Annotated in this window: 23 protein-coding genes; 13 read left to right on the plus strand and 10 right to left on the minus strand. The window is 66.6% G+C overall.

Annotated features, from left to right (window positions below; translation table 11 throughout):
* Positions 1-163: 163 nt before the first annotated feature.
* The 4 genes from minC to F7Q96_RS19470 all read left to right on the plus strand — a co-directional run bounded on the left by minC (position 164) and on the right by F7Q96_RS19470 (position 3,496).
* Positions 164-937 carry a septum site-determining protein MinC gene (gene minC, locus F7Q96_RS19455; RefSeq protein WP_053822910.1) on the plus strand — a complete coding sequence of 258 codons (774 nt, stop codon included), beginning with the start codon at positions 164-166 and terminating at the stop codon, positions 935-937.
* A 61-nt stretch (positions 938-998) separates the two neighbouring features.
* Positions 999-1,811 (plus strand): septum site-determining protein MinD, encoded by an 813-nt coding sequence (minD, locus tag F7Q96_RS19460; protein ID WP_006578295.1) that lies wholly within the window; start codon positions 999-1,001, stop codon positions 1,809-1,811.
* 15 nt (positions 1,812-1,826) lie between these two features.
* Positions 1,827-2,081 carry a cell division topological specificity factor MinE gene (gene minE, locus F7Q96_RS19465; RefSeq protein ID WP_006578294.1) on the plus strand — a complete coding sequence of 85 codons (255 nt, stop codon included), beginning with the start codon at positions 1,827-1,829 and terminating at the stop codon, positions 2,079-2,081.
* A 329-nt stretch (positions 2,082-2,410) separates the two neighbouring features.
* Positions 2,411-3,496, plus strand: coding sequence for a porin (locus F7Q96_RS19470; RefSeq protein ID WP_053822909.1), 1,086 nt, complete (start codon positions 2,411-2,413; stop codon positions 3,494-3,496).
* Between the two features lie 13 nt (positions 3,497-3,509).
* On the opposite strand, the gene F7Q96_RS26880 is transcribed toward F7Q96_RS19470, so the two are convergent.
* Both F7Q96_RS26880 and F7Q96_RS19480 read right to left on the minus strand, forming a co-directional pair.
* Entirely contained in the window at positions 3,510-4,250 is a 741-nt protein-coding gene (locus F7Q96_RS26880; RefSeq protein WP_170292930.1) for a histidine kinase, read from the minus strand.
* Positions 4,247-4,942 (minus strand): response regulator transcription factor, encoded by a 696-nt coding sequence (locus F7Q96_RS19480; RefSeq protein WP_053822907.1) that lies wholly within the window; start codon positions 4,940-4,942, stop codon positions 4,247-4,249. Before F7Q96_RS19480 ends, F7Q96_RS26880 begins: the two co-directional genes overlap by 4 nt.
* A gap of 362 nt (positions 4,943-5,304) precedes the next feature.
* On the opposite strand from F7Q96_RS19480, the gene F7Q96_RS19485 reads away from it, so the two are divergent.
* Both F7Q96_RS19485 and F7Q96_RS19490 read left to right on the plus strand, forming a co-directional pair.
* Positions 5,305-5,997, plus strand: coding sequence for a response regulator transcription factor (locus tag F7Q96_RS19485; protein ID WP_053822906.1), 693 nt, complete (start codon positions 5,305-5,307; stop codon positions 5,995-5,997).
* Between the two features lie 10 nt (positions 5,998-6,007).
* A complete protein-coding gene (locus F7Q96_RS19490) occupies positions 6,008-6,802 on the plus strand; it encodes an aquaporin (protein WP_053822905.1) in 795 nt (264 codons plus the stop codon).
* Between the two features lie 65 nt (positions 6,803-6,867).
* Here F7Q96_RS19490 and F7Q96_RS19495 read toward each other — a convergent pair whose 3' ends face one another.
* Together F7Q96_RS19495 and F7Q96_RS19500 are read right to left on the minus strand one after the other, a co-directional pair.
* Positions 6,868-7,869 (minus strand): Bug family tripartite tricarboxylate transporter substrate binding protein, encoded by a 1,002-nt coding sequence (locus F7Q96_RS19495; RefSeq protein WP_053822904.1) that lies wholly within the window; start codon positions 7,867-7,869, stop codon positions 6,868-6,870.
* A gap of 118 nt (positions 7,870-7,987) precedes the next feature.
* Positions 7,988-8,281: a hypothetical protein gene (locus F7Q96_RS19500; RefSeq protein WP_053822903.1), complete on the minus strand. Its 294-nt coding sequence runs from the start codon at positions 8,279-8,281 to the stop codon at positions 7,988-7,990.
* Positions 8,282-8,331: 50 nt separating this feature from the next.
* On the opposite strand from F7Q96_RS19500, the gene F7Q96_RS19505 reads away from it, so the two are divergent.
* The 6 genes from F7Q96_RS19505 (at position 8,332) to F7Q96_RS19530 (ending at position 15,186) form a co-directional block, all read left to right on the plus strand.
* Entirely contained in the window at positions 8,332-9,726 is a 1,395-nt protein-coding gene (locus F7Q96_RS19505) for a hypothetical protein (protein WP_151023134.1), read from the plus strand.
* 144 nt (positions 9,727-9,870) lie between these two features.
* Positions 9,871-10,308 (plus strand): CBS domain-containing protein, encoded by a 438-nt coding sequence (locus tag F7Q96_RS19510; RefSeq protein ID WP_006576941.1) that lies wholly within the window; start codon positions 9,871-9,873, stop codon positions 10,306-10,308.
* A 286-nt stretch (positions 10,309-10,594) separates the two neighbouring features.
* Positions 10,595-12,094, plus strand: coding sequence for an MDR family MFS transporter (locus F7Q96_RS19515; RefSeq protein WP_053822901.1), 1,500 nt, complete (start codon positions 10,595-10,597; stop codon positions 12,092-12,094).
* Between the two features lie 56 nt (positions 12,095-12,150).
* Complete coding sequence (locus F7Q96_RS19520) at positions 12,151-12,843, plus strand: glutathione peroxidase (protein ID WP_053822900.1); 693 nt, start codon at positions 12,151-12,153, stop codon at positions 12,841-12,843.
* 46 nt (positions 12,844-12,889) lie between these two features.
* Complete coding sequence (locus F7Q96_RS19525; protein ID WP_053822899.1) at positions 12,890-13,741, plus strand: fumarylacetoacetate hydrolase family protein; 852 nt, start codon at positions 12,890-12,892, stop codon at positions 13,739-13,741.
* Between the two features lie 215 nt (positions 13,742-13,956).
* On the plus strand, positions 13,957-15,186 hold the full coding sequence (locus F7Q96_RS19530; RefSeq protein ID WP_053822898.1) for a M20 aminoacylase family protein: 1,230 nt from the start codon (positions 13,957-13,959) through the stop codon (positions 15,184-15,186).
* 36 nt (positions 15,187-15,222) lie between these two features.
* Here F7Q96_RS19530 and F7Q96_RS19535 read toward each other — a convergent pair whose 3' ends face one another.
* Positions 15,223-16,020, minus strand: coding sequence for an AraC family transcriptional regulator (locus F7Q96_RS19535; RefSeq protein WP_151023136.1), 798 nt, complete (start codon positions 16,018-16,020; stop codon positions 15,223-15,225).
* A 225-nt stretch (positions 16,021-16,245) separates the two neighbouring features.
* Between F7Q96_RS19535 and F7Q96_RS19540 the strand changes: the two genes are divergently transcribed.
* Positions 16,246-17,523, plus strand: a complete 1,278-nt coding sequence (locus F7Q96_RS19540; RefSeq protein WP_082371585.1) for an MFS transporter — start codon at positions 16,246-16,248, stop codon at positions 17,521-17,523.
* Here F7Q96_RS19540 and F7Q96_RS19545 read toward each other — a convergent pair.
* The 5 genes from F7Q96_RS19545 to F7Q96_RS19565 form a co-directional block, all read right to left on the minus strand.
* On the minus strand, positions 17,460-18,341 hold the full coding sequence (locus tag F7Q96_RS19545) for a DUF72 domain-containing protein (protein ID WP_053822897.1): 882 nt from the start codon (positions 18,339-18,341) through the stop codon (positions 17,460-17,462). The genes F7Q96_RS19540 and F7Q96_RS19545 overlap by 64 nt on opposite strands.
* A 17-nt stretch (positions 18,342-18,358) precedes the next feature.
* On the minus strand, positions 18,359-18,700 hold the full coding sequence (locus F7Q96_RS19550) for a nucleotide pyrophosphohydrolase (RefSeq protein WP_053822896.1): 342 nt from the start codon (positions 18,698-18,700) through the stop codon (positions 18,359-18,361).
* Positions 18,701-18,736: 36 nt separating this feature from the next.
* Positions 18,737-19,162 (minus strand): hypothetical protein, encoded by a 426-nt coding sequence (locus tag F7Q96_RS19555; protein ID WP_053822895.1) that lies wholly within the window; start codon positions 19,160-19,162, stop codon positions 18,737-18,739.
* Between the two features lie 465 nt (positions 19,163-19,627).
* The gene (locus F7Q96_RS19560; RefSeq protein WP_053823260.1) at positions 19,628-20,362 is read right to left on the minus strand and encodes an NYN domain-containing protein; all 735 of its coding nucleotides are present in this window, start codon (positions 20,360-20,362) and stop codon (positions 19,628-19,630) included.
* 212 nt (positions 20,363-20,574) lie between these two features.
* Complete coding sequence (locus tag F7Q96_RS19565) at positions 20,575-22,050, minus strand: efflux transporter outer membrane subunit (RefSeq protein WP_053822894.1); 1,476 nt, start codon at positions 22,048-22,050, stop codon at positions 20,575-20,577.
* Position 22,051: the final 1 nt, after the last annotated feature.

Here is a 22,051-nt window from a genome sequence, read left to right on the forward strand (position 1 = left end):
GCGGCGGTGCGGTGGAGGACAAAGGTCGATATTGCGGCTACGCCCGCCGAGGCTGGCCACCCTCGCCGCCAAACGTCGCGCCGTGCAGGTCACCTGAACGACAATTGTTACAGTTCGCCGGGAAGAGGCAGTTAGAATGCGATATTTCCACGCTTACCCGGCTATGTCCCAGAAGAAATCGCCACACTTCGAGCTGCGTAGTGGCAACGTCGACGCCCTCCTTCTTGCGCTCCATACCGCGGATACCTCGGCGCTGCGAGACGATCTGCTGTCGCGCTTCGAAGCTACCCCCGATTTCTTCTCGAACGACGTCATCGCGCTGGACCTGCGCTCGCTGGAAGACGGCCAGCGGCCGGAACTGGGCGCGGTGATCGACACGCTGTCAACGCTGAAGGCCCGCGCGATCGGCGTGGTGGCGCGCCAGGAGCAGCACGACTGGGCCCAGGCCTGCGGGCTGCCGATGCTGGACAGCCAGAGCCGCCGCGGCAACGGGCGCGCCGGCGCACGCGACGCCGAACCGGCCGCTGCGGCCAGCGAAGCCCCTGCTCCCGCTGCGGCTCCTGCCCCCGCCGCGGCTCCGACACCCGAACCGCCGCGCGCCGCCACCACGATGCTGATCGACAGGCCCCTGCGCTCGGGCCAGCAGATCTACGCGCACGGCGACGTCGTGATCATGGACGTGGTCAGCTTCGGTGCCGAGGTCATCGCCGAAGGCAATATCCATATTTACGCCCCGCTGCGCGGCCGTGCGCTGGCGGGAGTCAAGGGCAATCCAGACGCGCGCATCTTCTGCACCTGCCTGGAACCCGAACTGATTTCGATCGCCGGCATCTACCGGACCGCCGAACAGACCCTGCCGCCCGACGTGCTGGGCAAGCCCGCGCAGGTCCGGCTCGCCGACGAAACCCTGATTCTCGAGCCGCTTCGCATGAAGTGAGTCCGGCCGAGTTCCGCAACATCGCAGCGCAAGCTTCAACCCTATTACTGGACCAAGAGCCATGGCAAAAATCATCGTTGTGACCTCCGGCAAGGGAGGCGTCGGCAAGACCACCACCAGCGCGAGCTTCGCCGCCGGGCTGGCCCTGCGCGGCCACAAGACCGCCGTGATCGACTTCGACGTCGGCCTGCGCAACCTCGACCTGATCATGGGTTGCGAGCGCCGGGTGGTCTACGACCTGATCAATGTGGTGCAGGGCGAGGCCAATCTGCACCAGGCGCTGATCAAGGACAAGAAGTGCGAGAACCTGTTCATCCTGCCGGCCTCGCAGACCCGCGACAAGGAAGCGCTGACGCACGAAGGCGTCGAGAAGGTGATCAAGGACCTGATCGCCATGGACTTCGAATACATCGTCTGCGATTCGCCGGCCGGCATCGAAACCGGCGCGCTGATGGCGATGTATTTTGCCGACGAGGCGCTGATCGTCACCAATCCGGAAGTCTCGTCGGTGCGCGATTCGGATCGCATCCTCGGCATCCTGTCGTCCAAGACCAAGCGCGCCAGCGAAGGCGAGCCGATCAAGGAACATCTGCTGATCACGCGCTACAACCCGAAGCGCGTGCACGGCGGCGAGATGCTGTCGCTGACCGATATCCAGGAAATCCTGCGTATCAAGCTGATCGGCGTGATTCCCGAATCCGAGGCCGTGCTGCATGCCTCGAACCAGGGCACGCCGGCCATCCATCTGGAGGGCACGGACGTGGCCGACGCCTACGGCGACGTGGTGGACCGCTTCCTCGGCAAGGAAAAGCCGATGCGCTTCGTCGATTATCAGAAGCCGGGCCTGCTGTCGCGCCTGTTCGGCAACAAGTAAGGAGGGCTCATCCCCATGTCGATCCTGTCCTTCCTGCTCGGGGAGAAAAAGAAATCCGCGTCGGTCGCCAAGGAGCGGCTGCAGATCATCCTCGCCCATGAACGCACCGGCCATTCCGCGCCGGCCGACTATCTGCCGGCACTGCAGCGCGAGCTGGTTGCCGTGATCTCGAAATACGTGAAGATCGGCGATCAGGACCTGCGGGTCAGTCTCGAGCGCCAGGACAACCTCGAGGTGCTCGAGGTCAAGATCGAGATCCCGCAGAGCTGATCGTCAGCGGCCGGCCGCCCGGTCCGGCCGCCCCCCCCTTTGGCGGGGTGTCCCGACGCGGACGCCCTCGCCCTCCCCGCCTTTCCCCTTTTCTGTTTCCGCACGCCTTCGCGGGCCCGACTTTGCACGCCGCAATGCACCATTGCGGGCAACTGTCGCGGCCGGACAACGAATTTGCACCAGCGGCGTCCATTCAGCCCCGCTCCGGCAAGGATTGGTGTCGGAACGGGTTACGTTTTGATAAATTTTCGCGGCGTCTACCGACAACGTAGAGCCAATAAATGCCGCCGCGATCCGGCGACAGAACCACAAGACAGAAAAGGAGCACCATGAAGAAATCGGCCTTGACTCTCGCACTCGGCACCCTGTTCGCCGGCAGCGCCTACGCGCAATCCTCCGTCACGCTGTACGGGATCGTCGACCAGAGCATTCGCTACACCACCAACGCCAATGCCAACAATGACGGCCTGGTCGAACTGACCAACGGCGCCATCACCAACAGCCGCTGGGGCATCAAGGGCAGCGAAGCCCTGGGCAACAACCTGAAGGCCATCTTCCAGCTGGAAAACGGCTTCGATCCGGATACCGGCCGCGGCAACCAGGCCACCGGCACGCTGTTCGGCCGTCAGGCTTACGTCGGTCTGTCGGGCGACTTCGGCACGATCAAGCTGGGCCGTCAGTACACCGAGGGCTTCAACCTGTTCGGTGATTACGATCCGCTGACGATCGGCAACTACAACAACAACGCCTGGCCGTTCTTCCTGACCCAACTGCGCCGCGACAACGTCATCAGCTATGACGGCAAGTTCGGTGGCCTGAACGTCGGCGCCAGCTATGGCTTCGGCGAGCAAGCCGGCAGCGTGCGCACCAACCAGTACTGGGGTGCCCGTGCCTCGTACGCCTTCGGCCCGTTCGGCATCGGCGGCGTGTACCAGGAAATCCGCGACATCAACGAGAACAAGCAGCAGATGTGGGGCGTGGCCGGTAAGTACACCATCGGCGCGGCCAAGCTGTTCGTCGGTTACATCGGCGGCAAGGACCACACCGGCGTCATCGACAACGGCTTCCTGAACCCGGATCAGACCACCACCGGCAACCCGATCCCGGCGGGCGGCAACCATGCGGCGAACCCGCGCAAGGACAAGATCGGCTACGTGGGCGCCAGCTATCAGCTGACCCCGGCCCTGGCCCTGACCGGCGCGTTCTACTACGACGACATCGACAACAAGGACGGCGTTGCCGGCAACGATGGCAAGCGCTACACCGGCGTGCTGCTGGCCGAGTACGCGCTGTCCAAGCGTACCCAAGTCTACGGTACGGTCGACTACAACAAGGTCAAGGACGGTGCTCGCACCGAACTGCCGGGCAAGAGCAACCAGACCGGCGTGGCAGTGGGTATCCGCCACATCTTCTGATCGGCGTCGTCTTTCACCGAACCAGAGGCAAGAAAGCACCTTCGGGTGCTTTCTTGCTTTGGGGCAGCACCAGGCGCCAGATCGCCGCGCCGCGTTCCTTGCCCAGCGTCAGCTTGCCGCGGTGGCATCGCATCACGCGGCGCACGAACATTCCGGCCGGCGTACTGCGTGTCAGCGCCGCGACGACCTCATCGGGCGACGCCGCCGCGGTCGCCACCTCCACGGAGCAGGCACGGCCAGAGATGCCGATCCGCAGATGCACGGCCGCACCGGGCGAACTGTTCAGAATCGCACGGGCCAGCAGGCGGGTGACCGCCATCTCGAGCATGCGGGCATCGCCTTCCACCCAGGCGACGGTCGGCAGGGCCTGGCAGTGCAAGATCACGCCCGCCTCGTCGGCCGCGCTCCATGCCGCATCGACGCAACCGGCGACCAATGCCGCCAGATCGATCGGCTCGCGGCAATACGAATGAACGGCCTCTTCGATCAGGCAGCCCAGTTCGTCGACCCGGTTCAGCGCCTCGCGCGCGTGCGCGACGACCTGCGCCGTAAACGCCGGCCCGGCCAGTGCACCGGCGCGATACAGCCCGGCAAGCGCCAGCATGTCGGTGGGCGGAACGCGCAGATCGTGCGCCAAGCCATGGACCACCGCTCGCCATACCGGATCCCCCCGCCGCGCAGCGCTTCGGGCCCAGCGGCGGCGCCATGCGGCCAGACGGGCAAACCGGTCCCACATGCGGATGAGCACACTCATGGCAGGCTCACCGCCTCGAGCCGATAGCCGTGGGTATAGACGGGAATCAGCCGGAAACCGCGATCCGCGCGCAAACCCAACTTGCTGCGTACGCGGGACATGTGCGTATCGATGGTGCGCGACAGCGGCGAGATCTCCCTGCCCCACACCGCGGCGACAATATAGTTGCGCGCGACGATGCGTCCCTCGTTGCGAAACAGCAGCAGGGCCAGGTCGAATTCCTTCGGCGTCAACTCGACGGGGCGGCCGTTCAGCGTGACGGTGCGTGCGGCGCTGTCGAACACATAGCCGCCCAGGCTGACACGAGCGTCGGTACCGCCGCGGCGGCTGTCGGCACGGCGCAGCAGCGACTGGATGCGCGCGGTCAGCTCGCCCGGCCGGATCGGCTTGACCATGTAATCGTCCGCCCCGGCGCACAGGCCACTGACTACATCTTCCTCGGCGCCGCGGCAGGTCAGGAACATCACGGGCACGCGCCGATCCAAGTTGGCGCGGGTCCAGTGCAGAACTTCCTTGCCGCTCATGTCCGGCATCTGCCAGTCGAGCAGCAACAGATCGAAACTCTCATTGCGCAAGCGCAGCAGCAACTGCCGGCTCAATCCGAAGCTGACGCAGCAGTGGCCGGCCTCGGTCACGATTTGCTGGATCCACGCAGCCTGCGCGGGTTCGTCTTCGAGCGATGCGATCTTCATGCGCAACTCCGTTCACGGTGGTGAGCGATCGAACTCCGGTCTGCCTGCGACCGTTCCATTGCCATCGGGCATCGAACCATCCCGCATTTAAGATTGCGCGCGGCCGTTTACAAATAGGAATTGCCTCAATTTGAGGTTTCAACAAATTCTCACTTTCGGCATGCCGATGCCTGAACGTACGATGCCTGCGCGGATCGACGTTGCCGCACCAATGCCAGCGGCTCGAGGGCAAAGGCCAATGCCCGAGCTCCGACTGTACGCGGCCGGTGAAGCCCGCCAGTGGACTGCCTTGTCGCGCTTCGGGGCGCGCGCCGCCCCCGCGCCATCGAAATCGAGATCGACATGCGAGGAGAGCAGACGCCATGAGAATCGCTGCGCTGCAAGACGATCCCACCCAAGCCGTGGTGCTCGAGCAAACGCTCAGCCTGCAAGGCCATCGATGCATTCGCTTCCGCGAAGGACGGACCCTGATGATGGCGCTGCGCCAGGAAGCGTTCGATATGCTGCTGTTGGACTGGGAAGTGCCGGGCATCGCCGCCCAGGACGTGCTGCTGTGGGTACGGCGCACCATCGGCAGCCGCTTGCCGGTGATGCTGCTCGGCGATGCTGCCGAGGAGTGCCAACTGTGCCGCGGCCTCGCGCAGGGCGCGGATGCGTTCATCGCCAAACCGGTACGGCGAGCGGAGCTGGCGGCCCGCATCCATGCACTGGCGCGACGCATGCTCGATACGGGCGAGGGCTGCTTCGATCTGTCAGTCGGTGCCTATCGTTTTTCGACTACTGAACGGCGCGCCTATCTGACCGGCACGCCGGTCATGCTGTCGCCCAAGGAGTTCGATCTGGCCATTCTGCTGTTCCGGCATCTCGGCCAGCTGGTGTTGCGCCAGACCATGATCGACGAGGTCTGGCACCGCGCGCTGCCGGACGGTTCGCGCACGCTCGACAGCCATCTGTCACGCGTGCGGACCAAGCTGGCCCTGTGGCCGCACAACGGCGTGCGGCTGACCACGGTGTATTCGGCCGGCTGCCGCCTCGATGTGGTCGACCCCATCTAAGGAGCGAACCATGGCTTCCCTCGCCAGAAGACTGCTCGCGGAAGCGGTCGGCACCTTCGGATTGATCTTTGCCGGATGCGGCGTGGTGGTGCTGGCCGGCTGCAAACCGGATACCGCCGCGGATCTGCTGTGCATCGCGCTCGCGTTCGGGCTGGCGGCCTATGCGATGGCGCGGGCGGTCGGACCGATCTCCGGCGCCCATCTGAATCCAGCCATCAGCCTGGGCCTGGCAGCGGCACGGCGCTTTCCGTGGCGAGAGGTGATTCCCTACGGCATCGCACAGCTCGTGGGTGCCGTGGCCGCCGCGACGTTGCTGATGCTGGCGGCGCAGGGCAGGCCCGATTTCGCGTTTTCGTCCGAGCGCTTCGCCGCGAACGGCTACGGTCTGCATTCCCCTGCCGGCTACGACTTGCCCAGCGCATTGGCGATCGAATTCGCGGCGACCGCGATGCTGGCGCTGGTGACGGCCAGCGTCACCCACCGGTGCCGCCTGATCGCTGCGGGTCCCGTGGTGCTTGGGCTCGCGCTGGCGATGGCCCACCTGCTTGCCTTGCCGGTAACCCACGCCGCGCTCAATCCTGCCCGCGCCACCGGCCAGGCGTTGTTCGTGCAGGGCTGGGCGATCGCGCAGCTATGGCTGTTCTGGCTGGCGCCCGTGGCCGGTGGACTGATGGGCGGGCTGGTCGCGTTCTGCCTGCTCGACGAGGATGGCTTGCTGACCGAGCCGGACGAACTGACGGCGCTGGCACAGTGGGCCGCAGCCGAGGCGGCCGAGCCCGGTTGCGATCCCCCGCCGCCCGCGTGAGGGGACGCGCGTCAAGTGAGCGGCGGCTGCGCGGACACTGCGCAGCACCGGGCTTGCGCGCCGGCTCAGTCCGCCTTGATGCCGGCTTCCTTGACGATGCGGCCGTTATCGTCGTATTCGGCACGGATCGCCGCGGCGAACTGCGCCGCGCTGCCGCCGGTAGGCACCTCGCCGCCCTTGAGCAGGCGCTCACGAACTTCCGGCGCGGCCAGCGCCTTGTTCAGTTCGGCGTTCAGACGCGCCACGATCGCGGCCGGCGTCTTGCCCGGCGCGAACACGCCGAAGGTCGAGGTCAGATTGGCCTTCGGATAACCGAGTTCGGCAAAGGTTGGCACCTCGGCCAGCGCGTCGATGCGCTTCGGCGCGCCGACCGCCAGCGCGCGCAGGCGTCCGGCCTGCATCTGCTGCGTCAGCGCGGGGCTGGCATTGGTGCTCATCACTTCGAACTGGCCGCCGAGCGCGTCGTTCATCTGCTGGCCGGCGCCCTTGTACGGGATCAGCGTCAGGTCCGCTCGCGATTTGGCCTTGACCTGTTCGAGCACGACATGGCCGACCGTGCCGAGGCCCGAGGTCGCCCACCGGACCGAACCCGGCTTGGCCTTGGCCTGCGCGACCAGATCCTGGAAGGACTTGCCGGCAAAGCTCGAGGTGGCGACCACGATCACCGGCGAGTACATCACGCTCATCACCGGCGCGATATCGCGCTGCGGGTCGTAATGGACCTTGCCGACGTGCGGGTTCAACGTCAGCGGACTGGTCGACGAAAAGCCGATCGTGTAGCCGTCTGGCGCTGCCTTGGCCACGGCATCCATGCCGATGCTGCCACCGGCCCCCGCCTTGTTCTCGACCACCACCGACGTCCCCATCTGATCGGAGAGGCGCTCGGCGAGCGCGCGCGCCACCGTATCGCTGATGCCGCCGGTCGGATAGGCAACGATCAGACGGATCGGGCGCGACGGATAGTTGTCGGCGGCGACCGCCGGCGCGCTGGCGACGACGGCAAACGACGAGGCGGCGGCAACGGTGGCAAGGGTGGAGAGTCCGGGCAGGCGGAAGGCAAGAGACATGGCGGCAGAGATTGGCAGAAAGTGATGGCCGTGGGTTGACGGTCAAAGCCGGCATAACGCATGCGCAAGGCAGGCAGAAGGCGGGCGGATGCCTGCCAGGCCGGCGACGGGCGCTATCTTAGCCCAACGCTCGGGGCCGCCAATGGGGCACCCAGGAGACGAACAACTCGTTGGCCCGATCGTACAGGCGCCAGACGGTGCCGCATTCGCGGCACTCGAAGGTCAGCATGCTGAACGGCACGCCGGCGGCGCTCTGGCTGACCAGCGGCGCGGTGTGTTTCAGCGCCAGCCGTTCGTGCGGCTCGCGCCGGCGCATGTCGGCGGCCAGCGCGAGACAGTGGTCGCAGGCATCGGGTACGCCGGGCGCGGGGGATGCATCGCGGGAGCGGGATGGAACTTCGTGGGCGGACACGGCGGCTGGCGGGGCGGCAAACACCCCGCGATGGAATCGGCAACGCCGCCATGATGCCGCAAATCCCACCCCCGCTGACGGACGCCATGATGCGGGACGGTGCGCGACGGGTGCGCGATGACCGCGCCGATGCAGGTTCGGCGGCAACTCGACAAGTGGCGACGTGCCGCTTCAAGCGGAATCTGCAGATTGCCGAAAGTCCTTTCTTGACGAGTTCGTCACACTTGCGCGATCCGTTCGTTGCATGGCAACGGCACGACGGCCTGTGCGGCGGTGCCCTGCCACGCCTCCCTGCCCAATCATCACCCCTGCCATCCATCATGCGCGCTCCCCTGACCATTCACCGGTTCGCCGGCATCCAGGACATCCGGCTGGCCGTCCAGCGCTGTCCCGGCGAGCTCTTGCAGCAACTACATGGCGACGGCGCCCATCACATCGTTCAGCTTGGCGGCAATCGCTATCGGTTCCAGCTGAGCGAATGCCCATCGGGACGATGGGAAGGCATGCTGGTGGAAGTGCCGTTCCGCCACATGACGCTGCGGCAGCAATTGCTTGCGATCGTACGGACCTTGTGCCGGCTGCTGCCGTGCGGGTCCGTACGCCTTGCACGCATCCGGCATACCGTCGGGCATTTCAAGCCCGCGGAAGGGCGGGTCGGGCTCATTCCCGAACGGGGCTTTCTGCCTGGTGACGATCGGCTGGTCTGGCTGCATGACCTGTGCCGGCGGTTCCACGCTGGTCCGGACGCGAACATCGACCTGCCGGCCAGCCTCGATTTCCGCGACGCGGTCGTGTCCGACGACGACCTGGAACTGGTCGATCAGCAGTTGCGCGCCTTGCCGGAAACGCTACGGCTCGATCAGCTGGAACTGATCCTCGAGCCGCTTTGCTCGCTTGCGCTGCCGCCTGGCACGCCGGCGCGAGGCCGGCGCGACGACATGGCGGCGTCGCTGTGCGACCGGTTTGCCAACGCGCATGGCTTCGACATGGCGGCGGCCAGGCGAATCGTGCAACTGATGGGCGGGTCGCCCCTCGGACCGGCATTCCGGCAGTGGCTGGAAAACGGCGCCTTACGGCTGGCCGACGGCCTCGCCGCCGCGGTCAACCCCTGTGCGATGGCGCGGACGACGGAGCCGCTTCCGGGAGCGGATGCAGGCACCGTCAAGGGTTTCCAGCTGATCAGCCGGCACCTGAAGGATCTCGCCGCCGTCCTGCCCCTGCTGTCTCCAACGGCGGCCGCCCCGATGCTGCAAGCGATGAGCGACATTGCCGCCGTTCCCGACGGGGACCGCGCGGCTCGGATCGAGCTTCGGACCATCGTCGCGCGCGCGTATGCGTTGACCACGGAGCCCGATCCGGCCGCGACCGAAGCGCCGAAGGCGCCGCGCAAACCCGCGCGCGTCTGGGGCAAGCGACTCGATATGCCCAAAAAGGCACATCGATAAGATTCTTCCCCGTCACGCTGTGACGTGTGCCGATCCTTTGCTAATCTGGAATGGCGTACCGCCGACCCGACCGGCGGACCTCTCCCCGCCGCGGATGCCGGCGAGTGGGGCCGCAGTCCTTCCCGACCCGACCAGGAGTGGATGATGAAAACTGCACGACAGGTCCTCGCGTCCAAGCCGACGCAAGCCATCTACAGCATCCAGCCGGGCGCGACGGTCTATGCCGCGCTCCAGTTGATGGCGGAAAAGAGCATCGGCGCGCTGCTGGTGATGGAGCACGGCAAGATCGTCGGCATCCTCAGCGAACGCGACTACGCGCGCAAGGTCATCCTGATGCAGCGAACGTCCCGCGAAACCTTCGTGCGGGACATCATGACCACCGCGGTGGTCTATGTTCGGGCCGACCAGACCACCGACGAGTGCATGGCGCTGATGACGCAACACCGCTTGCGCCACCTGCCTGTGATGGAAGGCGACGAGTTGATCGGCATGCTGTCGATCGGCGATCTGGTCAAGGACATCATCTCCGAACAGCGCTTCATCATCGAACAGCTGGAGCAGTACATCGCAGGCAGCCGCTGACACGCGGAGAGCAGCGTCCCAGAGCGGCATATTCGGTAAACGCATATAATTTTGCGTTTACTGAATAACAGATGAAGCCGGTCCTGCAGGGCCGGCTCCGGCCGCCCTCCCCGCCGCTATCACCGGCGGCTATCCCCGGCCGCCCGCCGCCGCCGCTCCGATGTCCCGCCCCGCCGTATCCGACCGCCCTGACCCCGCTTCCGCCCCCTCTTCGATTGCTCCATCCGACACCGCGGCCCCCGCGCCGGCGCAGCCCGTTGCCGCCGCCGCGGACCACCGCGCGATCATGCGCGTGATCGGCGGCATCGTGCTGTGCATCCTGCTCGCCGCGCTCGATCAGACCGTGGTGATTCCGGCCGTACCTGCGATCGCGCAGGATCTGGACGGCTTCGGCCATCTGTCCTGGATCGTCACGGCCTATCTGATTACCTCGACCGTCACCACGCCGCTCTACGGCAAGCTGTCGGACTCGTTCGGCCGACGCCGGCTGCTGATGGTCGCGATCGGACTGTTCGTGCTGGCCTCGCTGGCCTGCGCGATGGCCGGTTCGCTGCAGCAGCTGATTCTGTTTCGCGCGCTGCAAGGCATCGGCGGCGGCGGCCTGATGTCGCTGGCGCAAGCGGCCATCGCCGACGTCGTGTCGCCGCGCCAGCGCGGGCGCTATCAGGGCTACCTGGCGGCGGTATGGGCGGTGGCGTCGGTGGCCGGACCGCTGGTCGGCGGCTGGGTGTCCGACCATCTGTCGTGGCGCTGGCTGTTCTGGATCAATCTGCCGCTTGGGCTGCTGGCGATGTGGTTGTGCCATCGCGGCTTGCGCGCCCTGCCCGCTCCGGCCGGCAAGGCTCGCGTCGATTGGGGCGGTGCGCTGCTGCTGACGGTGGCGATCGTGTCCTTCCTGCTGGCGATGAGCTGGGGCGGCGAGCGATTCGACTGGCTGTCCGCGCCGATGGCCGGACTGGCGGCGCTGACCGGACTCAGCGTGCTGGCGCTGGTCTGGCAGGAACGGCGCGCCAGCGATCCGATGCTGCCGCCGCGCCTGTTCGCCAACCGCAATTATGTATTGGGCGTCGGTGCCTCTGCGTTGGCCGCTTCCGCGCTGTTTCTCTGCGTCTTCGCGCTGCCGCTGCACTTCCAGCTGGTGCGCGGCGCCGACGCGGCGACGTCCGGCATGCTGGTGGTGCCCTTCCTGCTGTCCACCGTTGCAGGCAACTTCGTGGTCGCGATGCTGGCGCCCCGGCTCGGCCGGCTGCGCGGGCTGCTGACCATCGGCTTTGCCGCCGCGGCTCTCGGCCTGGCGGCGCTGTCGACCGCGACGCCGGCCACCTCACTGGTGTGGCTGCTGGCCGCGATGATCGTGACCGGCGTGGGCCTGGGCATCTGCATGGTCGGCACGTTGATGAACGTGCAGAACGCCCTCGAGCGCCGCGACACCGGTGCCGGCACCGGCGCGCTGCTGGTGCTGCGCTCGCTGGGCAGCGCGCTCGGTGGCGCGATGGCCGGCACGCTGCTGACGCTCGCCTTCCGCGGGGCCCTGCACGCGGCCGGACACGACAGCGTGGGCGCATCGCTGGATCTTGGCGCCCTGCGGCATGGCAGCGAAGCATTCGCGCAACTGGCGCCGCAGGTGCAGCATCTGCTGACCGGCGGCGTCGAGGCCGGCTTCCACTGGATCTTCGCGACCGGTGCCGCGGCCGCGCTGCTGGCGCTGGGCCTGGTCCGGCGTACGCCGGACGTCGAGCTGCGTGGCGCCGTCCCGGATCACGTCAAGCCGCTGGCGATGGAATAACGCAGGCGTCGGGGCCGGCGTAGACTACGGGTCACCGTTTGCCGGAGATCGACGCCATGACCCGCTTCCCTGCCTCCCCGAGCCAGCCGCCACGGCGCCGCCGCGCCGCCCTGCCCTGGGCCGTCGCACTGGCGCTGTCCGCGCCGAGCCTGCATGCCGCCGGTGAACAAGGTGCGAACCGCCCTGCCGGCGCGGCCGCGCCAACGTCCGAGGCTTCGTCGGCGGCGCGCCCCGCGGCCAGTTGTCCCGCCACGCTGAACTTCCGCTTCCCAAGGTTGCAGGACGAGGCCGAACAGAACCTTTGCCAGTACGCCGGCAAGGTCGTGCTGGTCGTCAATACCGCCAGCTATTGCGGCTTCACGCCGCAGTACGAGGGCCTGGAGGCGCTCTACGCCAAATACCGCGAACGCGGCCTGGTGGTGCTGGGCTTTCCCTCCAACGACTTCTCGCAGGAACCGGGTTCCGAAAAGGAGATCGCCGATTTCTGCTTCAACACCTACGGCGTCAAGTTTCCGATGCTGGCCAAGACCCATGTGCGCGGCGACCAGGCCAATCCGATGTATGCGCGGCTGGCCAGGGAAAGCGGCACCGCGCCCAAATGGAATTTCCACAAGTACCTGATCGACCGCGACGGACGCGTCGTCGCCAGCTATCAAAGCTCGGTGAAGCCGTCGGACCGGCAGCTGGTCTCGCGCATCGAGCAATTGCTGGCCGCACCGCGCCAGGCGAATCAGGCGGCGGCAAATTGATCGCTGAATATCCGCAGGAATACCCACAGCCAGAACGAGGAGAACGATGAAGCTGGTACGAATTGGCAGCGCCGGCGCCGAGCGGCCCGGATTGATCGACGCGCAGGGTCGCGTGCGCGACCTGTCCGCAGTGGTCCGCGATATCGACGCCCGCACGCTGTCGCCAGGCGCGCTGGCCGAACTGGCGGCGTTGGACCCTGCCACCCTGCCGCTCGCCGAAGCGCAGCGATTCGGCACGCCATGGACCGGAATCGGCAAGATCGTCGCCATCGGGCTGAACTACGCCGACCACGCGGCCGAGGCCAACATGCCGATTCCGTCGGAGCCGATCGTCTTCCTGAAGGCGACCAGCTCGCTGAACGGCCCGAACGATCCCGTGAGGCTGCCGCGCGATTCGGTCAAGACCGACTGGGAGGTCGAACTCGGCGTGGTGATCGGCACGCGCGCGCAGGATGTGCCGGCGGCCGATGCGCTCGCTCACGTGGCGGGCTACTGCGTGGTCAACGACGTCTCCGAGCGCGAATTCCAGATCGAGCGCGGCGGCACCTGGGACAAGGGCAAGGGTTGCGACACCTTCTGCCCGGTCGGTCCGTGGCTGGTCACGCGCGACGAGGTGCCCGATCCGCAGGCGTTGACCCTGTGGCTGGACGTCAATGGCGAACGGATGCAAAGCGGCACCACCGCGACGATGGTGTTCGATGTCGCGACGCTGGTCAGCTACGTCAGCCGCTTCATGACGCTGCATCCCGGCGATCTGATCTGCACGGGCACCCCGCCGGGCGTCGGCATGGGCTTCAAGCCGCCGCGCTTTCTGCGGCCCGGCGACACCATGCGGCTCGGCATCGAAGGATTGGGCGAGCAGACGCAGCGGGTGCTGCCCTATACGCGCTCAGCGTGATGGCCTCGTTCGCGTCGTAACACAATGAAACATGAGGGGGGCTCTGATCCCTTGAAGCCGATCGAGTTCCCCCGACCCTGCGCGCATCAGGGTGGACCGTACCCCGTTAGCAACAGTTCTGAAAACAAATGCGGCGCAAACAGCGAATCGCATAGGCACTCGCGATCCTAAGTGGAATACTGTGCTTCATGGACTAAGCCAGTACGAGCGCCGTCATGTCAGAAGTTGATCCCCCCATTCTCGTGTCCCGCCTCGGAGCCGATCTCACTCCGGCCTATTGCGAGTTGTCCGATACCCTGGATAGCCGCACCGAACTCGAGGCGATCCGCCGCACCATCCACCAACACCCCGAACTCGGATTTGAAGAGCACCGCACCGCCGAACTGGTGGCGCAGCGTCTCGAGCGTTGGGGCTATGCGGTGACGCGCGGGGTCGGCGGCACGGGCGTGGTCGGCACGCTGCGCAACGGCGACAGTGGGCGCAGCGTCGGCATCCGCGCCGACATGGACGCGCTGCCGATCCTGGAGTCGACCGGCCTGCCGTACGCCAGCGTCCATTGCGGCAAGATGCACGCATGCGGCCACGACGGCCATACCGCGATCCTGCTTGGCGCCGCTCGCCAGTTGGCGCGTACCCGCAATTTCGACGGCACCGTCCATCTGATCTTCCAGCCGGCCGAGGAAATCGGCGCCGGCGCCAGCGGCGCGCAGCGGATGCTGGCCGATGGACTGTTCGAACGCTTCCCCTGCGATGCGATCTTCGGCCTGCACAACCATCCCGGCGTGCCGGTGGGCACGTTCATGTTCCGCGCCGGCCCGATGATGGCGGCCTGCGACACCGTAACGATTACGATTCGCGGCAAGGGCGGCCATGCCGCGCGGCCCCACCAGTCGATCGATCCGATCCTGGTTGCCGGCAGCCTGGTGATGGCGCTGCAGACGATCGTGTCCCGCAATGTGGATCCGAACGAGACCGCGGTGGTGACGATCGGCTCGCTGCATGCGGGCCACGCTCCCAACGTGATTCCGGAAAGCGCCAAGCTGGAACTGAGCGTGCGTTCGTTCAGTCCCGAGGTGCGCACGACGCTGGAAACACGGATCCGCCAGTTGGTGAGCTCGCACGTCGAGGGCTATGGCGCGGCAGTCGACATCGATTACCGCCCGGGCTATCCGGTGGTGGTCAACAGCGAAGCGGAAACTGAATTCGCGCGCCAGGTCGCCGAAGAGCTGGTCGGCCCGGACAAGGTCGTCGGCCAGATCCCGCTGATCGCCGGCAGCGAGGACTTCGCGTATTTCCTGCAACAGCGTCCCGGTTGCTTCGTGCGCCTGGGCAACGGCGCGGGTCGTCCGCTGCTGCACAACCCCGCCTACGACTTCAACGACGACAACCTGACGATAGGCGCGGCGTACTGGACGCGGCTGGTCGAGCGCTATCTGGGCGCCTGACCGGCGGCTGACCGCCTTCCCTGACGGCAGACCCGCTCAGCGAAAGAACGCGCTGGGCGGCACGCCGAACTGCCGCCGGAACATCGCCGCGAACGCGCTCGGGCTCTGGTAGCCCAGTTCCAGCGCGACCTCGACGACCTTGACGCCGGCCGCCAGCCGCTCCAGCGCGGCGAGCAGCCGCGCCTGCTGGCGCCATTGCCCGAAAGTCATGCCGGTCTCGCGCGCAAAGCGCCGCTGCACGGTCCTGCCGTCGATCCCCAATCGCCGCGCCCAGTCGGCCAGCGTCATCGGCGTATCGGGCATTTCCAGAATCGCGGCACAGATACGCCGCAGCGCCGGATCAGCGGGATGCGGAAGGTGCAGCGGCAATGCAGGCAGCAGCAGCACCTCGTCGAGCAGCAGCTGCATCACGCGGCCGTCGCGCGAATCGGCAACATAGGGCGGGACGATATCGATCGCCGCCAGGATCAATTCGCGCAGCAGGGGCGAGACCCCGAGCACGGTGCAGCGCGTCGGCAATCCGTCGGCCGCATCCGGGCGGATATAGGCGGTGCGCATGCGCACGTGGCCCACCATGCGTATCCAGTGATCGGTGCCGCCCGGTACCCAGATCGCACGCGTGGGCGGCACGATCCATTGGCCCTCGTCGGTGCCCACGACCATCACGCCATGCACCGCATGCAGCAGTTGCGCGTGCGGATGGCGGTGGCGCGTCGTCAGGTGGCCGGGCTGATAGTCGGCGGCCATCGCGGCAACCGGCATCGGGCCACGGTCGTACGCCATATAGCGCGGGCGCGGGGGCAGGGCGCCGGGTAGGGAAACAGCGTCGGCCATCTCGGTGATATCGGAATGTGGCGAAAGCGTGGCGTCTTGAGCGCCCGATAAGGCCATTATCTGTCCGTTTCGAGATGGTTGTAGTCTCAATCTCGCAGGACAGGCGCCAACACAAGGAATAGCATCACCGTGTTCGCGCGCGTGCGGCCTTGCTGCCGTGTTGCTCCCGCGCCTTTCCGACTACGCCCGAACGCTCCCGGAAAAAGTCCAAACAGAGACCTTGCCATGGCTTCGCGAATCGATTCCCTGTCTGCCGAACTGGGCAATGTGCCCGATGCCGCCGTGACACCGGCCGCGCCCGCCGCACCCGCGGCGCACAGCGCGGCCGCCGCAGGCGAGCGCACCGGCTTCCGCGTGCTGTCCGCCATCAGCTTCGCCCACATGCTCAACGACATGATCCAGTCGTTGATCCTGGCGATCTACCCGATGCTCAAGGGCGGCTTCAACCTGAGCTTCGTGCAGATCGGGCTGCTGACGCTGACCTACCAGATCACCGCCTCGCTGCTGCAGCCGCTGGTCGGCCTGTACACCGACAAGCACCCGAAGCCGCATTCGCTGGCGGTCGGCATGGGGTTCACGCTGGCGGGTCTGCTGCTGTTGTCGGTCGCGCCCAGCTATGGCGTGTTGCTGGTCGCCGCGGCGCTGGTCGGCACCGGCTCGTCGATCTTCCATCCGGAATCGTCGCGCGTGGCGCGCATGGCTTCGGGCGGGCGCCACGGGCTGGCGCAGTCGATCTTCCAGGTCGGCGGCAATGTTGGCAGCGCGGCCGGCCCGCTGCTGGCAGCGGTGGTGGTGCACACCCAGGGCAGCATCGCCTGGCTGTCGCTGGCGGCCCTGCTGGCGATCGCGGTGCTGTGGCGCGTGGGCGGCTGGTATGGCCAGCGGCTGGCCGAGCATGCCCGCGCGGCGCGCAAGGCGATGGCCAGCGCGCCGCGGCTGCCGGCCCGCACCGTCGCGCGCGCGATGGCGGTGCTGATGGTGCTGCTGTTCTCGAAGTACTTCTATATGGCTTCGCTGGGCACCTATTACACCTTCTATCTGATGGAGCGCTTTGGCGTGCCGCAGCGCTCGGCCCAGCTCTATCTGTTCGCCTTCCTGTTCGCGGTGGCGGTCGGCACCATCCTCGGCGGCCCGATCGGCGACCGCATCGGCCGCAAGCGGGTGATCTGGTTCTCGATCCTCGGCGTTGCGCCGTTCACGCTGATGCTGCCCCATGCCGACCTGTTCTGGACCGCCGCGCTGTCGCTGGTGATCGGCTTCATCCTGGCCTCGGCGTTCTCCGCGATCCTGGTGTTCGCGCAGGAACTGATTCCGGGCAAGGTCGGCATGGTGTCGGGCCTGTTCTTCGGCCTGGCCTTCGGCATGGGCGGCATCGGCGCCGCGGTGCTCGGCGGCATCGCCGACGCGCACGGCATCGAGACGGTCTACCGCTGGTGCGCCTACTTGCCGCTGCTCGGCGTGCTGGCCGTGTTCCTGCCGGAAACCCGCACGCGCGCCTCGTAGTCCGGATCCAGGCGCGACAGCAGGGCGGTCGCGGCGGCCGGCGCGCGCTCCTTGTCGCCGTTGATGAAGAACACGAAGACGTCCCGGCGGCCCGCCGGGACGTCGTTGTTTTCGACGCGCGGAAGGTCTTCCGGCGCCTCGCCACGCGCCCACGCCTGCGCATGCTGGGCCCACGCGTCTAGCGCCTTTGGCGCGTAGCCGTACTTGAGCTTGGCGTTGCTGCGCATCAGCCGTGCGTAGACGAAGTCCCCGGTCACATCGGCGAACGATGGGAATTTCTCGGCGTCGGTGAACACCGTCGCCGCCTTGTATTGGCGAGCCAACGCCAGGAATTGCGCGCAGGCAAAGCTGGCGTGGCGTACTTCCAGCACATGACGCAGCGGGATGCCATCGGCTTGCGGCGGCAGCAGCCCCAGAAACGCCTCGAAGTCGCCGGGCTCGAACGCCTTGCTGGGCGCGAACTGCCAGACGATCGGCCCGAGCTTGGGGCCCAGTTCGGTAATGCCACTGTCGAGAAAACGCTCGACCGACTCCCCGGCTTCGGCCAGTACGCGGCGGTTCGTCGCAAAACGCGACGCCTTGACCGAGAAAACGAAATCGTCGGGCGTCTGCTCCTTCCACTTGATGAACGACGCGCGTTTCTGCGTACCGTGATAGGTGCTGTTGATCTCGATCGCCGTCAGCCGGCTGCTGGCGAACTCGAGCTCGCGCGCCTGCGTCAGCTTCGGCGGGTAGAACGTGCCGCGCCAGGGGGCATAGGTCCAGCCACCGATGCCGACGCGGATCACGCCGGCCTCAGTCGATGCATTCGCTGCCATGACGATCCTCCTCCGATTCAGCGATTCACTTCCGATGGCGTGATCGCGGGGTACTTGGCGGCATTGAGCGCGATCTTGTCGCGCACCGCGGCGTCGAGATCGACTTCCAGCACACTGGCCAGCTCGACCAGATAGATCAGGATGTCGGCCAGCTCCTGCCGCACATGCTCGCGCTCGTCCGTCGCCATCACGGTGAGAGACTGCTGCTCCGTCTTCCACTGAAAGATTTCCACCAGCTCGGCCACCTCGACGCTCAGAGCCATCGACAGGTTCTTCGGCGAGTGGTACCGCGCCCAATCGCGGGCGCGAATGAAGTCGTTCAGCACCTGTTGCAAACGCTCGGTTTCAATCAGCTTCATCTGCACGTCCTTGCCTGCCGTCGGTTGTCCGGTGGGCTACTTTACCGTGCCTGGCTCCGGCCCGGTTCGATGCCCCGCCGCTTGCTCCGTCGGTCCGGCCGGTTCGTTGGCGAGCACCTCGGCCGCCCAATGCGCAAAGGCTTCGCCGCGCGTCGAGCCTAGTCGCACGCCAACCAGCAGCACCGCGTCCAGCGCGTAGCAGGTCGGACCTGGCACGACGCCATCGTCGCGCTGGGCCTCCTTGCGGATCGACGCCGAACCGAGCCTGCGCCCGCAGAAGGCGGCCTTCAATTGCCTGGCGACATCCTGCTCCGAGGTCCGGTACAGCTTCGCGATATTGTCGAGCGTCATCCACAGCTTGCCGTCGAGCACGCGGCAGGTGATGCGCGTCAGCGAGTCATCGGTCTGGTAGTAGCGCCGGTCGGCGCTGTCGGCATTGGCGTTCTCTGTCAGGGTCGACATCCCATGGTCTCCAGTGTTGAAGAACGAGGTGAAGACGCAAGGTATCGCCTTCCGAAGGTGCGCATGTACAGCCGGCGCCGATCGGGCGACGCTTTCTAGTGAATTTGGCGCGAAAACTAATGCTGGCGGCGGCAACGGGGCGGATACGCGCGAGCAGTCCGGAATCGCAACGGCGCGGCAGGAAACGGGCGAGGGGAGGGCGCAGGCAGGAAAACGGCGGAGCGAGAAAAAAAAGCCAACTACCAAAGGAAGGATGACGTGCGACCCAACGAGGAGCTGGGGTTGGTAGCTGGCTCCCGCAAAACGCTGACGGGCGAACCGACAAACGCGATCGTAGGTGGGTCGGTTGGCCGGTTCTTTTGAAAAACTCGGAACGCTGTAACGGCTGGCAAGCCACTGAGATCAAATCCAGCCTTCATCGACGTATCGCCGCCGAGACGGCTGGTACACCGATTGCAAACCAGCCTACGGTCGCGAAGCGTCTTCGCAAGGCTCCAAGCCCGCGTGCCGTGGACAAGTCGACCGCAGGCCGTCTATGTGCTCGTTGAGATTTGGTGGGATGCGCTGCCACATCGGGTCAAGGATGAAGTCGATTCCCTCACGCCGGGCCTGCTTTGCCGCCGGTACGAAGTCAGCGTCGCCCGCTATCAGCACGATCTGGTCAACCTGCTTTTTGAACGCCAGCGAGGACACATCGACGCCGATTCGCATGTCGACACCTTTTTGCCGGATATCGACCATCACGTCGTCCGGCGTCAGCTCCGGCATCTGAAGCCTTCCGGCTAACAGCTCGGCCACCTTGGAAGCCTTGATGGTCCACTGGCTGTAGCTGGAAAGATGCCCGAGCCGGAGTGCCACCTTGCGCATCCCGCGTAGATGCTCATGTAGCTGAAGTCGGAAAGCCGCCTCTGCCGATTTGGCGAAGTCGACAATTCTCTTGTTGATCGGGTTGTGCATCTTCTTGGTCAACGGAGGGCAGTCGTAAAAGAAGATCCGATACAACTCGCGACGATCCTGTGGCCGTCGCTGGCGCTCCGGAGATGCATCGCTCCCAGTGCCGTTTGGACGTGGCGAAAGATGGGCGCATGCCCACCTATGAGCGCACTCCGCCGCCCCGCGTGCGTCATGGGCATTCTGCGGCTCGATTGCCCGAAAGCGCTTGATGAAGAAGGCCCCGTCGATGAGGATAGCCGTCGGCATGCTGACTCCTGTGGCCCCCATTTCTACGTCAAGACGCAAAAAGCCCAGGGGGTCGGCGCGCTGCTGGATGATTGCAACGGCTTACTGCCAAGGGCTGGATGCAGCGCAATCTAGCATTGGTCAGGGTCCGGGGCAACAGCAAACCAGATACCTGTCAGTAAAAGAAAGAAAGCGCCCGAAGGCGCTTTCCTTGTGCTGCCGGACCGCTGCGATCAGCGGGCGGTGCCGTTCTGCGGCGTCGGCGCGGATGCCACCGGGCCGGTTTCCGACAGCCCGCCGCCCAACGCCCGATACAGGTCGATCGCGTTGTTCAGCCGCAGCTGGCGCGCCTGGATCAGCGCCTGTTCGGCGGTGAACAGTTGCCGCTGCGCGTCCAGCGTTTCGAGCTGCCCGGTGATGCCGCTGCGGAAGCGCAGGTTGGCCAGTTCGAAGCGCGCCGCTTCGGCGTTGCGCACCTGCTCCTGGCTGGCGACCTGTTCTTCCAGCGTGCCGCGCGCAACCAGCGCGTCGGCGACCTCGCGGAAGGCCACCTGGATGGTCTTCTCGTAGTTCGCCACCTGGATGTTCTTGCGCACGTTGGCCAGGTCCAGGTTCGACATGTTGCGGCCGAAGTCGAAGATCGGCAGCACCAGCTGCGGCGCGAACGACCACGCCTTGGTGCCGGCCTCGAACAGCCCGGAGAAGTCGCGGCTCATGCTGCCCAGCTGGGTGGTCAGCGAGATGCGCGGGAAGAACGCGGCGCGGGCGGCGCCGATATTCGCGTTGGCCGACAGCAGTTGCTGTTCCGCCTGGCGGATATCGGGACGCTGCTCGAGCAGGTCCGACGGCAGCCCCGGCGGGATGTCGGTGACGAAGCGTTCGTCCGACAGCGTGCGCGGCGGCGGCAGGTTCGGGATCGCGCCGAGCGGGGTGCCGACCAGCACCTCCAGCGCGTTGCGCGCCTGCGCGCGCTGGCGCGCCAGCTCGGCGGCCGACACGCGGGCCTGGGCCACCAGCGACTCGTTGTCGCGCAGGTCCAGCGCCGAGGTGGCGCCCGCCTCGAAGCGCTGCTGCGCCAGGCGGAAGGTTTCCTCGCGGGTCTTCAGCGTGTTCTGCGCGATCTGGTACTGCTCGTCATAGGCGCGCTCGGCCAGATAGGCCTTGGCGACTTCCGACACCAGCGAGATCTGCGCGGCGCGCCGCGCTTCCTCGGTGGCGAAGTACTGCGCCAGCGCGGCGTTGGACAGGCTGCGCACGCGCCCGAAGAAATCGAGCTCGTAAGAGGTGATCGCGCCGCCGGCCTGCCAGTACCCGGCGGTATAGCCCTGGCCCGAGGGCGAGGCCGCGCCCGAGACCTGCTGGCGGGTATAGCCGCCTGTCGCGTTGACGGTCGGCAGCAGGTCGGCGCGCTGCACCTGGTACAGCGCGCGCGCTTCCTCGATGCGCAGCGCGGCGGTGCGCAGATCGCGGTTGTTGTTCAGCGCGGTCTCGATCATCGCCTGCAGGCGCGCATCGCGGAAGAACTCGCGCCAGCCGATGTCGGCGGCGCGGCGGCTTTCGCCGGTCTTCACCTCGGACTGGCCGTAGCCTTCGGTAGCGGTCGGGAATTCGGCCGCCACCGGCGCGGCCGGCCGCTCATAGCGCGGCGCCAGCGTGCAGCCGGACAGCACGCCGGCCACCAGCAGCAGCGCGGTCAGTGTCTTGGTCATG

Origin of the sequence: Cupriavidus gilardii, from assembly GCF_008801915.1 — a bacterium.
In the GTDB taxonomy this organism is placed as follows: domain Bacteria; phylum Pseudomonadota; class Gammaproteobacteria; order Burkholderiales; family Burkholderiaceae; genus Cupriavidus; species Cupriavidus gilardii.

What these genes read in the sequence shown, in the direction of transcription:
- F7Q96_RS19555 (WP_053822895.1), bottom strand. Translation starts at nt 19,162, where the DNA reads ATGTCGACCCTGACAGAGAACGCCAATGCCGACAGCGCCGACCGGCGC.
- F7Q96_RS19515 (WP_053822901.1), top strand. Translation starts at nt 10,595, where the DNA reads ATGCGCGTGATCGGCGGCATCGTGCTGTGCATCCTGCTCGCCGCGCTC.
- F7Q96_RS26880 (WP_170292930.1), bottom strand. Translation starts at nt 4,250, where the DNA reads ATGAGTGTGCTCATCCGCATGTGGGACCGGTTTGCCCGTCTGGCCGCA.
- F7Q96_RS19545 (WP_053822897.1), bottom strand. Translation starts at nt 18,341, where the DNA reads ATGGCAGCGAATGCATCGACTGAGGCCGGCGTGATCCGCGTCGGCATC.
- F7Q96_RS19525 (WP_053822899.1), top strand. Translation starts at nt 12,890, where the DNA reads ATGAAGCTGGTACGAATTGGCAGCGCCGGCGCCGAGCGGCCCGGATTG.
- F7Q96_RS19480 (WP_053822907.1), bottom strand. Translation starts at nt 4,942, where the DNA reads ATGAAGATCGCATCGCTCGAAGACGAACCCGCGCAGGCTGCGTGGATC.
- F7Q96_RS19560 (WP_053823260.1), bottom strand. Translation starts at nt 20,362, where the DNA reads ATGCCGACGGCTATCCTCATCGACGGGGCCTTCTTCATCAAGCGCTTT.
- F7Q96_RS19485 (WP_053822906.1), top strand. Translation starts at nt 5,305, where the DNA reads ATGAGAATCGCTGCGCTGCAAGACGATCCCACCCAAGCCGTGGTGCTC.
- F7Q96_RS19470 (WP_053822909.1), top strand. Translation starts at nt 2,411, where the DNA reads ATGAAGAAATCGGCCTTGACTCTCGCACTCGGCACCCTGTTCGCCGGC.
- F7Q96_RS19495 (WP_053822904.1), bottom strand. Translation starts at nt 7,869, where the DNA reads ATGTCTCTTGCCTTCCGCCTGCCCGGACTCTCCACCCTTGCCACCGTT.
- F7Q96_RS19490 (WP_053822905.1), top strand. Translation starts at nt 6,008, where the DNA reads ATGGCTTCCCTCGCCAGAAGACTGCTCGCGGAAGCGGTCGGCACCTTC.
- F7Q96_RS19565 (WP_053822894.1), bottom strand. Translation starts at nt 22,050, where the DNA reads ATGACCAAGACACTGACCGCGCTGCTGCTGGTGGCCGGCGTGCTGTCC.
- minC (WP_053822910.1), top strand. Translation starts at nt 164, where the DNA reads ATGTCCCAGAAGAAATCGCCACACTTCGAGCTGCGTAGTGGCAACGTC.
- minE (WP_006578294.1), top strand. Translation starts at nt 1,827, where the DNA reads ATGTCGATCCTGTCCTTCCTGCTCGGGGAGAAAAAGAAATCCGCGTCG.
- F7Q96_RS19550 (WP_053822896.1), bottom strand. Translation starts at nt 18,700, where the DNA reads ATGAAGCTGATTGAAACCGAGCGTTTGCAACAGGTGCTGAACGACTTC.
- F7Q96_RS19505 (WP_151023134.1), top strand. Translation starts at nt 8,332, where the DNA reads ATGATGCCGCAAATCCCACCCCCGCTGACGGACGCCATGATGCGGGAC.
- F7Q96_RS19510 (WP_006576941.1), top strand. Translation starts at nt 9,871, where the DNA reads ATGAAAACTGCACGACAGGTCCTCGCGTCCAAGCCGACGCAAGCCATC.
- F7Q96_RS19520 (WP_053822900.1), top strand. Translation starts at nt 12,151, where the DNA reads ATGACCCGCTTCCCTGCCTCCCCGAGCCAGCCGCCACGGCGCCGCCGC.
- F7Q96_RS19540 (WP_082371585.1), top strand. Translation starts at nt 16,246, where the DNA reads ATGGCTTCGCGAATCGATTCCCTGTCTGCCGAACTGGGCAATGTGCCC.
- F7Q96_RS19535 (WP_151023136.1), bottom strand. Translation starts at nt 16,020, where the DNA reads ATGGCCGACGCTGTTTCCCTACCCGGCGCCCTGCCCCCGCGCCCGCGC.
- F7Q96_RS19530 (WP_053822898.1), top strand. Translation starts at nt 13,957, where the DNA reads ATGTCAGAAGTTGATCCCCCCATTCTCGTGTCCCGCCTCGGAGCCGAT.
- minD (WP_006578295.1), top strand. Translation starts at nt 999, where the DNA reads ATGGCAAAAATCATCGTTGTGACCTCCGGCAAGGGAGGCGTCGGCAAG.